This window comes from Pseudomonas fluorescens (assembly GCF_902497625.1).
Classification (GTDB): Bacteria; Pseudomonadota; Gammaproteobacteria; order Pseudomonadales; family Pseudomonadaceae; genus Aquipseudomonas; species Aquipseudomonas fluorescens_BQ.
The window spans coordinates 146,530-159,638 of sequence record NZ_CABVGX010000008.1 but is presented as its reverse complement, the minus strand read 5'-3'; the positions used below and the strand labels follow the sequence as shown (position 1 = coordinate 159,638).

The following is a 13,109-nucleotide window of genomic DNA, read 5'->3' as shown; positions in this document are numbered from 1 at the left end:
GTAGCAGCTGGCGAAGCCTGCGCCCGTAGCAGCTGGCGAAGCCTGCGCCCGTAGCAGCTGGCGAAGCCTGCGCCCGTAGCAGCTGGCGAAGCCTGCGCCCGTAGCAGCTGGCGAAGCCTGCGCCCGTAGCAGCTGGCGAAGCCTGCGTCTGTAGCAGCGCTCGCAATACGGTTTACGAGCGCTGCGCACTCGGACGCAGGCTTCGCCAGCTGCTACAAGAGCTGGTTGCGCTGCGGGGGTTAGCTCAGTTCAATGCGATCAGCATGGATAACGATCTGGCCATTTTTGTACAGCGCACCAATGGCCTTTTTGAAGTTGCCCTTGCTGACGCCAAACATGCTGCTGATGACAGTCGGATCACTCTTGTCGCTCACCGGCAACGATCCATTGTTCTCACGCAACCTGGCAAGAATCTTTGAATTGAGACTGGTTGCCGCTTCTTCACCTACCGGTTGCAGGCTCAGGCTGATCTTGCCATCGGCACGGACTTCCTTGATGAAGCCCTTCTCTTCTTTACCGGCGCGCATGAACTTGAAGATTTCGTTCTTGTGAATCAAGCCCCAGTGCTTGTTGTTGATGATCGCCTTGAAACCCATGTCGGTGGCTTCGGCCACCAGCAGGTCAACTTCCTGGCCCGGTGTGTAACTGGCCGGGGTCTTGTCCAGATAACGGTCCAGACGCGCGGTCGCCGTGATGCGGCGGGTGTGCTTGTCCAGATAAACATGCACCACGACATACTCGCCTGCGCTCATCTGACGCTTTTCTTCGGAGTACGGCAGCAACAGATCCTTGGACAGGCCCCAGTCGAGGAAAATACCGATGCTGTTGACTTCAACGACTTTCAAACTGGCGAACTCACCGACTTGCACTTTCGGCTTTTCGGTTGTTGCGATGAGTTTGTCATCGCTATCCAGATAAATAAAAACGTTGAGCCAATCTTCATCTTCGCTGGGAATATCTTTGGGAATATAACGATTGGGCAGAAGGATTTCGCCGTCCGCGCCGCCGTCCAGATATAAACCGAAGTTGGTGTGTTTAACCACCTGCAAACTGTTGTAGCGCCCGACTAAAGCCATTTCCAATACCCTCATTGCGTGGGCGGCATTCTACCCGGTTTTGCGAGCGGCGTTGACGGGTCAAGCCGGCGGCAGGTGAAAATCATCGGCGAACCGCGATTCAGCCGATCCTCGGGTATCCAGACGCCCGCTCGTCAGACCAAACGGTCAATATTTCAGCTGTTAAAGGAGGCCTGCCTGGCAATGTCTGCCGCCATTCTTGTGATTTAAAACAGCAGCTTAGGCATATATCACTGATTATATCCTGCACATAATCAGGCCCCTGCCATATGTATTTCAGGGAGATATTTGCCAAGCAATTGTCAAGTATTTCCTGTATTATACCTGGCCAAGTTAATTTCTACAGGTTAATGGCCGCCATGCGTGTAAAAGCATCCACCAGCAAAGCAAAGCCAGCTCCAGCCGTTGAAACCAGCGAGTCGATCAACAACCAGATCGCTGCGTTTCTCAAGTCTGGTGGCGAGATCCAGCAAATTGCCAAAGGCGTCAGCGGCCAGACTTTCGGCCCGTCCAAGCAGATCACTCTGGGCAAGAAGTAAACCGCTACAAGATCCCCGCGATCACTGGTCCCTGAGCGCTTTGAGCATCGAAGCGCCTGGACTGGACCCCTTCCGAACACCCGCAAAGTTAATCCAATTTTCCTGAAATCGACGAACGGCCATCAATGCCGTGCATTCGTCGGTATCCTTGCACACGTCTAGATCAAGCGTTTCAGCAGGTTTTGTGGCCTGCGCTCGCCGTTCATGGAGTGACGCATGCTCAAACCCTCCTGCTTATTGCTCGGCACTCTGCTGTCGTGTTCGGTCGCCAACGCGCAGGTATTTCAGCGCGAGCTGGGCGACTTCGACCTCAAACTTGGCACGACGCCCTCGCGCAGCATGGCCCAAGGGTTGGTCAAACCGGCCAGCACCGGGTCGTTCCACGGCGGCCTCGACCTCAGCCACGGCAGCGGCTTCTACGTGGGCCAATGGTCACCGAGTATGGGCCTCAGCCCCGGCAGCAACCTTGAAGTGGATTCTTACTTCGGCTTCAAGCAGCCTTTCGATCATACGCTCGGTTACGAAGTCGGCATGATTCATTACAGCTACCCGAACGTCGACACCCTCGACAGCCAGGAACTGTTCGGCGGCCTGACTTTGCTTGGCAGCCGATTCGGCGCGGCGTTCAGCAACGACCCGGACAAACAGAACAGCACCGTGTTCGCCGACCTTGGAGGTAATCAGCCGTTCGGCATAGGGATCAGCATGAAATACACCACGCACCAGCTCAACGCACCGGTGTCGGTTGATGGCGGCTATATCGGCAGCTTTACCGACTGGTCGGTGCAACTTTCCCGGCCATTCATGGGCGTGGACCTCAACCTGATCTACAGTGACTCGAGCCTTAGCGGCAGTGATTGTTCCGCTTATTCCGGGCATAACAGCCAATGCGATGGCCTGGTCACACTCAAGGCAGAACGCGCTTTTTATTGATTGGCTGAACTGCCGGCCTCCTCCTGCGATCACATGACAACCTACGCTTTCGCAAGGACTCGCCCATGTCGCGCTGGTTTAAATGTCTTGCCGTCTTACTCACCTTCAGCCTTGTCCTTGGCGGATGCAGCCGGGTCGGCCTGGCGTATCGCAATCTAGACGTAATCATCCCGTGGACGCTCAGTGATTACCTGAGCATAAGCGGCGACCAGAAAGACTGGTTCGACGAGCGCCTCAAGGAGCACCTGAGCTGGCATTGCTCCACGCAATTACCGGGTTATCTGGACTGGCTGGACCGCTTGCAAACGATGGTCGAGACCAATCAGGTCACCGACGCCGCGTTGCAAGAACGCACCCTGGAAGCCAAACAGGCGATCGCGCAGACCGCCCGCGAGATTACTCCATCGGCGATCCAGCTCCTGAAAGGGCTGGATGACAAGCAAGTGGCAGAGATGAACGAAGCGTTTGCCAAGGACCAGCGCAAGCGTCAGCAGCAATACGTCAAACCGTCACTGGCTGAGCAGATCAAGGATCGCAGCGAGCGCATGGAAAAACGCATGAATGACTGGCTCGGTCCGTTGAGCCCAACCCAGCAACAACGCGTCGCTGCCTGGTCAGCGGCTTTAGGCGATCAGAACAAGCAGTGGATCGCCAACCGCGCGCATTGGCAGAATCAGTTCAGTGCAGCCGTTGCGCAGCGTCAAAGTGCAGAATTCCCGCAGCGAATCGAGACGCTGCTGGTGAATCGCGAGAGCCTGTGGACCCCGGCTTACCGGCAGGCTTTCGCCAATACCGAAGCACAGGCACGGGCCTTGTTCGTGGACTTGATGGCAGACAGCACGCCGCAACAACGGCAGCGGTTGCTGAAGAAAATTGAAGGGGTGCGTAAGGACTTCAATGATTTGAAGTGTTTGAAGGCTTCGCAGGGCTAGAGATCAGAAGCTCAAAAGATCGCAGCCTTTGGCAGCTCCTACGACGGCGTATTGGCTGTAGGAGCTGCCGAAGGCTGCGATCTTTCCTATCACCACGACATCAGGCGATCTGTGCTTTCGAAGCCACTTCGTCAAACGTCACTTCATCCAGCGCATCTTCCTGCTCATCCAGCACCTGGCGGGGATGGTCATTGCCCGGAATGCTGCTGTCGATCAGGCTCAGCAAACTCGAGCCTCTTGGCGTCAGTATGTAATTGGAACCCGTACCGCCCTGCTCCTCCGGGCGCGCTTCGATATATCCGCGTTCAACCAGCAAACTTTCATACTCGCCAGCCACTGCCTTCAGATGGTCAACGTTTTCAGTCTGCACACCTTCGGATGCCTTTTCTGCCACATACTGTTCAGCATACGGCCGAGGCGTGAAGCTGGGCTCACCGTTCTGCACTTCGTGCAACAAGCGTTCTATTAAATCCCAGTTGTAAGTCGTCATCCTGATTCAACCTCCAAAGCCTGTGAGTGAGATGGCCTTCATAGGTTGTGACCGGTGCACTCCTGAGCCGTTCAGCCCGGCTTTTCGCAGCCGCTGACCGGCGGTGTGTCGAATGACTCGACGGTCGCGCGACTAGTGGGTGTAAGTCACCTCCCAGCCTCATGCAGGAGAAACCCGATGAACATGCAGAACCACCCCGTCGTTTCCCGAGAAGAATGGCTAGCCGCCCGCAAGCAACACCTGGCTCAGGAAAAAGCATTTACCAGGGAGCGCGATAAACTCAGCGCCGAGCGTCGCGCCCTGCCCTGGGTGAAGATCGACAAGGACTATCACTTCCAGGGCCCCAAAGGCCTTCTGAAACTGGCCGACCTGTTCGGCGGTCGCAGCCAACTGATCATCTACCATTTCATGTATGGCAAAGGTTGGGACGAAGGCTGTTCCGGTTGTTCGTTTCTCGCCGATCACATTGATGGCGCCAATCTGCATCTGGCCCACCACGATGTAGCGGTGGTGGTGGTTTCCCACGCGCCTTATGCGCAGTTTCAAGCATTCAAGCGGCGCATGGGCTGGAAGTTTGATTGGTTCTCTTCAGAAGGCTGCGATTTCAACTATGACTTTGGGGTTTCATTACGTGCAGAGGACGTTGCTGCAGGTAAAGCTACGTACAACTACGAAAAGTCCAACGCCACCGAGGGAGAACTTCCGGGTTTGAGTGTGTTTTACCGCGCAGAGGATGGGGAAACTTTCCATACCTATTCCGCTTACGCGCGGGGGCTGGATATGTTGGTGGGTGCTTATAACTACCTGGATCTGACGCCGAAGGGGCGTAATGAGCGGGAAATCATGGATTGGATGGAGCATCACGATCGATATGAAAGTGTGGGAACGTCCAGTAGCTGTCATGGCGGATAAAGCGTGGCAGCATTCGCCACGGGGCTGTGGTGTGGTTTCTCACGGCCCCTATGCTGTGGACGCAACACCGGCGGAACTTTCACCCCGAAAAATGCCTCAACCGTTTAACCGCCCCGAAACGGATCTGAGGCCATTCCATGAAAACTCTTGTCAAGCTCACCCTCGCCGCCACACTCGCCTGCGCCCTCCCCGCATGGGCGTGTACTCCGGAAGAAGCCACGATCAAGCGCGAGCAACTGGCCAAACGAGTGACCGAACTCACGCAGCAGAATCCGGCCAAGGCCAAAGAGATGAACGATGAACTGCAGAAGATGGACCTGGATACCGCCAGCGCGGACGTGCCGGACAAGTGCCAGCTGATTGATCAGCGGTTGAAAGAGTTGGATACGGCGCAGAAGAAGGCTGATAGCTAAGCGGACGGATCGAAAGATCGCAGGCTTCGCCAGCTCCCGCGAGGGTGGGATACCAGCAAGATCGCCAGCTTCCAGGGGGTGGCGGTTTAATTGAGTCATAAAAAAACCCGGACAATCGCTGTCCGGGTTTTTTATTGAGCGCAGAGAACGTTACTCGGCAGCCGGAGTTTCCGGCTTGCGGCGCTTGAGCGGGGCCATGCCGTCCTTGCTGACCAGCGACAGGGCGTCGGTCTTCGGGCGGTTGGCGATTTTGCGCTTGGTCGGAGCCTTGGCGCCGGTTTTCTTCTTCTCGCCTTTGGCGTCGACTTTTTTCTTCTTCACGCCGACGGCTTTGCCCGAGGCCTTGACCTTTTTCGGTCCGCCGTAGGTGCCTTTGACTTCCTTGATGGTGCGGCGCTCGAAGCTCTGCTTGAGGTAGCGCTCGACGCTGGACATCAGGTTCCAGTCGCCGTGGCAGATCAGCGAGATGGCCAGGCCATCGTTGCCGGCGCGACCGGTACGGCCGATACGGTGAACGTATTCATCGCCGCTGCGTGGCATGTCGAAGTTGATCACCAGATCGAGGCCGTCAACGTCCAGACCGCGAGCGGCAACGTCGGTGGCGACGAGAATCTTCACCCCGCCCTGCTTCAAGCGATCAATGGCCAGCTTGCGGTCTTTCTGGTCCTTGTCACCGTGCAGCACGAACGCTTTGTACTCCTGCGCCACCAGACGACCGTAGATGCGGTCAGCCATGGCCCGGGTGTTGGTGAAGACGATGGCTTTCTGGTACGTCTCATTGGCCAGCAGCCAATTGACGATCTGCTCTTTGTGCTGATTGTGGTCAGCGGTGATGATCTGTTGGCGAGTGGTCGCGTTCAGGTCGCTGACGTTGTTCAGCTGCAGGTGCTCAGGGTTGTTGAGCACCTTGGCAACCATTTCACGCAGGCCCGAACCACCGGTGGTGGCCGAGAACAACATCGTCTGCTGGCGATTGGTGCACTCTTGCACCAGGCGCTGGACGTCTTCGGCGAAACCCATGTCGAGCATGCGGTCGGCTTCGTCGAGCACCAGCACTTCGACTTCCTTCAAATCGAGGTTGCCGGCGTTCAGTTGTTCGATCATCCGCCCCGGCGTCCCGATCAGGATGTCCGGCACCTTGCGCAGCATGGCAGCCTGAACCTTGAAATCTTCACCGCCGGTGATCAGGCCGGATTTGATGAAGGTGAACTGGGCAAAGCGCTCGACTTCCTTGATGGTCTGCTGGGCGAGCTCGCGGGTCGGCAGCAGAATCAGGGTCTTGATGCTGACGCGGACTTTCGCCGGGCCGATCAAGCGGTTGAGGATCGGCAAAACGAACGCCGCGGTTTTACCGCTGCCGGTTTGCGCTGTCACCCGTAGGTCACGCCCTTGCAGCGCCAGCGGGATAGCCGCTGCTTGCACAGGCGTTGGCTCGACAAATTTAAGCTCGGCCACGGCTTTGAGCAGGCGTTCGTGCAGGGCGAATTGGGAAAACACGGGTGCTACCTCGAAGAAATACAAAAAAACAGCTGCATAGGGTACCGGTTTCGAGCGCGAAGGCCGAGTTTCTTTGTGCAAACGGCAGCAAACAGTAGTGATTTTGTTGCCTGATTTGTCCTCAACCGTCACGCAAAGCCTCTTAAATGCTCTAATCGACCGTCGCGTCCAATAGAAGAACCGCTTTTACCCATGGATATCAAACAGCTCTGGCTCAACGCCCAAGACCTCTGGGGTGCGCTCGATCAGCACCCGCTCCTGCATTCCAGTCTGGGACTGCTGCTGTTGCTGACGGTGGCGCTGGTGCTCGGACGAGTGGCGCGCTACGTGATTCTGCATGCGACCAAACTGCTCGGCCGCCAGCCGGCACTGCACTGGATCAACGACTTTCGTCATAACAAGGTGTTTCATCGCCTGGCGCAGATGACGCCGTCGCTGGTGATCCAGTTCGGCCTGCAGCTGGTGCCGGCGTTGGGCAAGACCAGTCTGATTTTCCTTGGCAACGTCGCCATGGCGTTCACCATTCTGTTCCTGGTGCTCGCCCTGAGCGCACTGCTCAGTGCCCTGCTCGACATCTATGCCCGCACTGAACACGCCCGCACGCGCTCGATCAAGGGTTATGTGCAACTGACGAAAATGGTCTTGTACGTGTTCGCTGCGATCATCATCGTTGCCACGTTGATTGATCGCTCACCGCTGTTGCTGCTGTCCGGTCTCGGCGCGATGTCAGCGGTGATTCTGTTGGTCTACAAGGACACGCTGCTGTCGTTCGTGGCCAGCGTGCAGCTCACCAGCAACGACATGTTGCGGGTCGGCGACTGGATCGAGATGCCGCAGGTCGGCGCTGATGGCGATGTGGTCGACATCACGTTACACACGGTGAAAGTGCAGAACTTCGACAAGACCATCGTCTCGATTCCGACTTGGCGGCTGATGTCCGAATCGTTCAAGAACTGGCGCGGCATGCAGCAGTCCGGCGGACGGCGAATCAAACGCAGCCTGTTCATCGACGCCAGCGGCGTGCGGTTCATCCGCGACGACGAAGAGCAGAAGCTGTCACAAGTCCATCTGCTGACCGACTACATCGGCCGCAAGCAGGCCGAGCTCAGGGCGTGGAATGAAGCGCAAGGCAACGTTGCGGCGATGTCGGCAAACAGGCGGCGGATGACCAACATCGGTACTTTCCGCGCCTATGCGCTGGCGTATCTGAAGAGCCACCCGGAGATCCAGCCGAACATGACCTGCATGGTCCGGCAGATGCAAACCACTGCGCAAGGCATTCCGCTGGAGATTTATTGCTTCACCCGCACCACGGCGTGGGCGGACTATGAGCGGATTCAAGGGGATATTTTCGATTATCTGCTGGCGGTGCTGCCGGAGTTTGGCTTGAGCCTGTATCAACAGCCGAGCGGCGGGGATTTGCGGGCCGGCCTGCTGCCGGCCATGTTAGGCGCGAGCCACATTCCCGAGCCGGAAAAACACATCATGTGACCATAATTCCCTGTAGGAGCGAGCCTGCTTCGCGAAGGCGGTGGGTCAGACGATATCAATGTCGACTGACCCACCGCTTTCGCGAGCAGGCTCGCTCCCACTGGGTTCAGTGTGCGACGGCGGATTGCCGTACACCCAACCGGCTGATCCACACCGCCAACAAAATCACCGACCCGCCCAGCAGCAAGCGCCCCAGCTCTTCATGCTGATTCCAGATGAGCAAATTGATCAGCAACCCCACGGGCACATGCAGGTTGTTCATCACCGCCAGCGTCCCGCCGTGCACCATGCACGCGCCTTTATTCCACCAATAAAGCCCCAACGCGGTCGAGACCAGGCCGAGGAACAGCAGCACGCCCCATTGCAGCGGTGCTTCGGGCAGGAAGTCCGATTTGCCGAACAGCACAAACGCCGGCAACGCCACCGCCAGAGCACCGAGGTAGAAGTAACCGAAGCGGCGGTAATGCGGCAGATCGCTCGGGTGGCGGGCCACCAGGTGTTTATAAAGCACTTGCCCGGCGGCGTAGGTGAAGTTGGCCAACTGCAGCAGCAGGAACCCCATGAAAAAATCCGGGTTGATGCGGTCATAGCGAATCACCGCCGCGCCCATCACGGCCACCAGCGCTGCAATCAGAGCCCATGGGTTGAACCGCCGGTTTAGCGCGTCTTCGATCAGCGTCACGTGCAGCGGCGTGAGAATGGTGAACAGCAATACTTCCGGGACCGTCAGCACCCGAAAGCTCAGGTACAGGCAGACGTAGGTCACGCCGAACTGCAACGCGCCGATCAGCAGCATGCCGCGCATGAACGCCGGTTCGATCGAGCGCCAGCGGGTCAACGGAATGAACACCAGCCCCGCCAGCACTACCCGGATCAGCACGGCGAAATAGCTGTCGACGTGACCGGCCAGGTATTCACCGATCAGGCTGAAGGAAAACGCCTGGATCAGCGTGACAAAAAGTAGATAGCCCATGCTCGCCTCGTTCTGAATGGGCGGCGACGATAGCGGGTTTTTCCGGATATCGCGACAGCGAGCCCTACATAAAACCCTGTGGGGAGCGAGCCTGTTCGCGATGGCGGTTTATCCACCGACATAAAGGGTGAGTGCAGCGCCGCCATCGCGAGCAGGCTCGCTCCCACAGACTTATGCGAACTCCTACCAAACCGCGGGCAAAAAAAAGCCCGATCTCGCTAATGCGTTCAATCGGGCTACAGCACTCAGAAGCAACAAGTGCAAAGGGAGGTCGATGCGCGAACAGACTTGAAGGGTTGCGCCAGGTCACTAAAACAATCAGCGATTATCTGGCGATTAACGGCTCAGGCGACTTGCGAAAGTCGGGCATTGGCCTGGTTCAGGCCTTTCTCCTGAAAGTCTCCGCCCAGGTTCAGGCCCTCTGCGTGAATAAAGGTCACGTCGTGAATACCGATGAAGCCCATGACCTGACGCAAGTAAGGTTCCTGATGATCCGATAAACCGCCGGCATGAATGCCACCGCGAGCGGTCAGTACGAAGGCGCGCTTGCCGGTCAGCAAACCCTGTGGCCCCGTTTCGGTATATTTGAAGGTCACACCGGCACGCAGCACGTGGTCGAGCCAGGCTTTAAGCGTGCTCGGGATCGCAAAGTTGTACATCGGCGCGGCCATCACCAGCACGTCGGCGGCCAGCAATTCGTCGGTCAACTGATTGGAGCGTTCCAGCGAAATCTGCTCGCTGGCGTTGCGCTGCCCTTCAGGCTTCATCCAGCCGCCCAACAAATTGATGTCCAGATGCGGCACCGGATCGACAGCCAGGTCACGCACGCTGAACAGGTCATTGGGGTGCGCCGCTTTCCACTGATTGATGAAGGTCTGGGTCAGTTGACGGGAAACCGAGTCTTGCTGACGGGCACTGCTTTCGATGATCAGAACGCGGGACATGGGATGTAGCCTCCATCTGAGAATGCTGTAGGGCGATGGAGTGAAGGTTAAACAGTATTATATCGATCAAAAAGCGCAAATAACTGCTACAACCCATCAATATTTTCGTTTATAAGTGATGCATACCCTCTGTGGGAGCGAGCCTGCTCGCGATAACGATGGCACAGTGAATGGATATCGACTGGCAAACGGCTATCGCGAGCAGGCTCACTCCCACAAGTTTTGCAGTCATTTCGGGTTGCAGGTCAGTTTCATGCGCATCTTGATGATGGTGCGGTTGAACTTGGCGGTGGCGATGGAGTGCTTGCCGGCGGGCACGTCGACGGTGCGGGTACGCGGCGCCTCCGGTCCATTACTGAAGACCACCTTACAGATCGCGTCGGTTTTACCGAAATTGTTCACCTGAATCGACGCGATGTCCTCATCGGTATCGAAGGCTTCGTAGTCGATGCTCAGGCCATTCAGCTGTTTTTGCACATCGATCGGATAGGCAAACGCAGTGAGTGGCAGCATCGCCAAAACCACACAACACAATTTTTTCATTCGGCAGTCTCCAATAAGGACTGCCAGCTTAGACAAGAGGAGCTATTCATGAAAGCGCCCCGCGTGACCCTTGATCAATGGCGAACGTTGCAAGCTGTGGTCGACCATGGCGGTTTCGCCCAGGCGGCCGAAGTGCTGCACCGCTCGCAGTCATCCGTCAGTTACACCGTTGCGCGCATGCAGGATCAACTCGGCGTGCCATTGCTGCGCATCGACGGGCGCAAAGCCGTGCTCACCGAAGCGGGCGGCGTGCTGCTGCGCCGCTCCCGGCAACTGGTGAAACAGGCCAGTCAGCTGGAAGACCTGGCCCACCATATGGAGCAAGGCTGGGAGGCCGAAGTGCGGCTGGTGGTCGACGCCGCCTACCCAAGCGCGCGGCTGGTACGGGCGTTGACGGCCTTCATGCCGCAAAGTCGCGGCTGCCGCGTACGTTTGCGTGAGGAAGTGTTGTCGGGCGTCGAAGAAGTGTTGCTCGAAGGCGTGACGGACCTGGCGATCACCGGCTTCAGCATTCCCGGTTATCTGGGCGCGGAATTGAGCGACGTCGAATTCGTCGCGGTCGCCCACCCTGAACATGCCCTGCATCGCTTGAGCCGCGAACTGAATTTCCAGGACCTGGAAAGTCAGATGCAGGTGGTGATCCGTGACTCCGGCCGTCAGCAGCCGCGCGACGTCGGCTGGCTCGGCGCCGAACAACGCTGGACCGTCGGCAGCCTGGCCACCGCTGCGACATTTGTCAGTAGCGGCCTGGGGTTTGCCTGGTTGCCGCGGCACATGATCGAACGGGAACTGCGGGAAGGCACGCTCAAGCTGCTACCGTTGGACCAGGGCGGCAGCCGCAATCCGAGCTTCTATTTGTACTCGAACAAGGACAAACCGCTGGGCCCGGCCACGCAGATCCTGATCGAACTGTTGCGCACCTTCGACACTGCGCCGCTGGACGCGCCTTTTGCCGCCCCCGTACAAGCCTGACATGGAGTGAACGCATGGCCTATTTCGAACACGACGGCTGCAACCTGCATTACGAGGAATACGGCCACGGCTCGCCACTGCTGCTGGTCCACGGCCTGGGCTCGAGCACTCTGGACTGGGAAATGCAGATCCCGGCGCTGGCCGCCCGCTACCGGGTGATCGTCCCGGACGTGCGCGGCCACGGTCGCTCGGACAAACCCCGCGAACGCTACAGCATCGCCGGCTTCAGCGCCGACCTGATGGCCCTGATCGAACATTTGAATCTGGGACCTGTGCACTACGTCGGACTCTCGATGGGCGGGATGATCGGCTTTCAACTGGCCGTGGATCAGCCGCAACTGCTCAAGAGCCTGTGCATCGTCAACAGCGGCCCCGAAGTCAAACTGCGCAGCCGCGATGATTACTGGCAGTGGTTCAAGCGCTGGAGCCTGATGCGCGTGCTCAGCCTGCACACGGTCGGCAAAGCGCTGGGAGGCAAGCTATTCCCTAAACCCGAGCAGGCGCATTTGCGGCAAAAGATGACCGAGCGCTGGGCAAAAAATGACAAACATGCTTATCTCTCCAGCTTCGATGCGATCGTCGGCTGGGGTGTTCAGGAACGACTTTCCAAGGTGTCCTGTCCAACGCTTATCATCAGCGCCGACCATGACTACACACCGGTGTCACTTAAAGAAACCTATGTAAAACTGCTGCCCGATGCGCGGCTGGTGGTCATCGCCGATTCACGCCATGCCACCCCACTGGATCAACCCGAACGCTTCAACCAGACACTGCTCGAGTTCCTTACCGCAGTCGACAAAACCTCAATCAGGATTACTGACCCATGCTGAAAAAAATCGCCCTCGTCGCCGGCTCCGTTCTGTTCGCCGCCAACCTGATGGCCGCCACGCCTGCCAAGGCGCCGCACGTACTGCTGGAAACCACCAACGGCCAGATCGAAATCGAACTGGACGCAGTCAAGGCACCGATCAGTACCAAGAACTTCCTCGAGTACGTCGATAGCGGCTTTTACAACAACACGATTTTTCACCGTGTGATCCCGGGCTTCATGGTTCAGGGCGGTGGTTTCACCAAGGACATGCAGCAGAAAGACACCAAGTCTGCGATCAAGAACGAATCGAAAAACGGCCTGCATAACGTCCGTGGCACACTCTCCATGGCTCGCACCTCCGCGCCGGATTCAGCCACCAGCCAGTTCTTCATCAACGTCAAGGATAACGATTTCCTAGACCAGGGTGATGGCTACGCGGTATTTGGCAAAGTGGTCAAAGGCATGGACGTGGTCGACATCATCGTCAATTCGCAAACCACCACCCGTGGCGGCATGAAAGACGTTCCAGCTGATCCTGTGTTCATCAAGTCGGCCAAGCGTATCGACTAAGTTACGCCGGATG

General features: G+C 57.6%; 15 protein-coding genes. 9 read left to right on the top strand and 6 right to left on the bottom strand.

Translation table 11 applies throughout. The annotated features are described in order from the left end of the window. Positions 1-239: 239 nt before the first annotated feature. Positions 240-1,076, bottom strand: a complete 837-nt coding sequence (locus F8N12_RS07685) for a S1 RNA-binding domain-containing protein (protein WP_150579922.1) — start codon at positions 1,074-1,076, stop codon at positions 240-242. 350 nt (positions 1,077-1,426) lie between these two features. Here F8N12_RS07685 and F8N12_RS07680 point away from each other — a divergent pair, with 350 nt between their 5' ends. From F8N12_RS07680 to F8N12_RS07670, 3 genes are all read left to right on the top strand, one after another. After that, positions 1,427-1,615 (top strand): hypothetical protein, encoded by a 189-nt coding sequence (locus F8N12_RS07680; protein ID WP_028621608.1) that lies wholly within the window; start codon positions 1,427-1,429, stop codon positions 1,613-1,615. A 216-nt stretch (positions 1,616-1,831) separates the two neighbouring features. Further along, on the top strand, positions 1,832-2,548 hold the full coding sequence (locus F8N12_RS07675; protein ID WP_150579921.1) for a TorF family putative porin: 717 nt from the start codon (positions 1,832-1,834) through the stop codon (positions 2,546-2,548). A gap of 65 nt (positions 2,549-2,613) precedes the next feature. Then, positions 2,614-3,480, top strand: a complete 867-nt coding sequence (locus F8N12_RS07670) for a DUF6279 family lipoprotein (protein ID WP_150579920.1) — start codon at positions 2,614-2,616, stop codon at positions 3,478-3,480. A gap of 100 nt (positions 3,481-3,580) precedes the next feature. Here the strand turns inward: F8N12_RS07670 and F8N12_RS07665 are convergent, their stop codons facing one another. Beyond that, positions 3,581-3,970, bottom strand: coding sequence for a transcriptional regulator (locus tag F8N12_RS07665; RefSeq protein WP_150579919.1), 390 nt, complete (start codon positions 3,968-3,970; stop codon positions 3,581-3,583). A gap of 177 nt (positions 3,971-4,147) precedes the next feature. On the opposite strand from F8N12_RS07665, the gene F8N12_RS07660 reads away from it, so the two are divergent. Together F8N12_RS07660 and F8N12_RS07655 are read left to right on the top strand one after the other, a co-directional pair. Next, a complete protein-coding gene (locus tag F8N12_RS07660; protein WP_150579918.1) occupies positions 4,148-4,882 on the top strand; it encodes a DUF899 domain-containing protein in 735 nt (244 codons plus the stop codon). Between the two features lie 137 nt (positions 4,883-5,019). After that, the gene (locus F8N12_RS07655; protein ID WP_150579917.1) at positions 5,020-5,295 is read left to right on the top strand and encodes a hypothetical protein; all 276 of its coding nucleotides are present in this window, start codon (positions 5,020-5,022) and stop codon (positions 5,293-5,295) included. 150 nt (positions 5,296-5,445) lie between these two features. Here F8N12_RS07655 and F8N12_RS07650 read toward each other — a convergent pair whose 3' ends face one another. Further along, positions 5,446-6,792: a DEAD/DEAH box helicase gene (locus F8N12_RS07650; protein ID WP_150579916.1), complete on the bottom strand. Its 1,347-nt coding sequence runs from the start codon at positions 6,790-6,792 to the stop codon at positions 5,446-5,448. A gap of 192 nt (positions 6,793-6,984) precedes the next feature. On the opposite strand from F8N12_RS07650, the gene F8N12_RS07645 reads away from it, so the two are divergent. Beyond that, positions 6,985-8,283 carry a mechanosensitive ion channel family protein gene (locus tag F8N12_RS07645; RefSeq protein WP_150579915.1) on the top strand — a complete coding sequence of 433 codons (1,299 nt, stop codon included), beginning with the start codon at positions 6,985-6,987 and terminating at the stop codon, positions 8,281-8,283. Between the two features lie 106 nt (positions 8,284-8,389). On the opposite strand, the gene F8N12_RS07640 is transcribed toward F8N12_RS07645, so the two are convergent. The 3 genes from F8N12_RS07640 to F8N12_RS07630 all read right to left on the bottom strand — a co-directional run bounded on the left by F8N12_RS07640 (position 8,390) and on the right by F8N12_RS07630 (position 10,743). After that, the gene (locus F8N12_RS07640) at positions 8,390-9,256 is read right to left on the bottom strand and encodes a carboxylate/amino acid/amine transporter (RefSeq protein WP_150579914.1); all 867 of its coding nucleotides are present in this window, start codon (positions 9,254-9,256) and stop codon (positions 8,390-8,392) included. A gap of 344 nt (positions 9,257-9,600) precedes the next feature. Beyond that, on the bottom strand, positions 9,601-10,200 hold the full coding sequence (locus F8N12_RS07635) for an FMN-dependent NADH-azoreductase (RefSeq protein ID WP_150579913.1): 600 nt from the start codon (positions 10,198-10,200) through the stop codon (positions 9,601-9,603). 228 nt (positions 10,201-10,428) lie between these two features. Beyond that, positions 10,429-10,743, bottom strand: a complete 315-nt coding sequence (locus tag F8N12_RS07630; protein ID WP_150579912.1) for a 3-phosphoglycerate kinase — start codon at positions 10,741-10,743, stop codon at positions 10,429-10,431. A 48-nt stretch (positions 10,744-10,791) separates the two neighbouring features. On the opposite strand from F8N12_RS07630, the gene F8N12_RS07625 reads away from it, so the two are divergent. Genes F8N12_RS07625 through F8N12_RS07615 form a run of 3 tightly spaced genes read left to right on the top strand, consistent with a single transcriptional unit; the run spans position 10,792 to position 13,096 of the window. Next, positions 10,792-11,715, top strand: coding sequence for a LysR family transcriptional regulator (locus tag F8N12_RS07625; protein WP_150579911.1), 924 nt, complete (start codon positions 10,792-10,794; stop codon positions 11,713-11,715). A 14-nt stretch (positions 11,716-11,729) separates the two neighbouring features. Beyond that, positions 11,730-12,545, top strand: coding sequence for an alpha/beta fold hydrolase (locus F8N12_RS07620; RefSeq protein ID WP_150579910.1), 816 nt, complete (start codon positions 11,730-11,732; stop codon positions 12,543-12,545). Continuing rightward, positions 12,539-13,096, top strand: a complete 558-nt coding sequence (locus F8N12_RS07615) for a peptidylprolyl isomerase (protein WP_150579909.1) — start codon at positions 12,539-12,541, stop codon at positions 13,094-13,096. The genes F8N12_RS07620 and F8N12_RS07615 overlap by 7 nt, the downstream gene beginning before the upstream one ends. Positions 13,097-13,109: the final 13 nt, after the last annotated feature.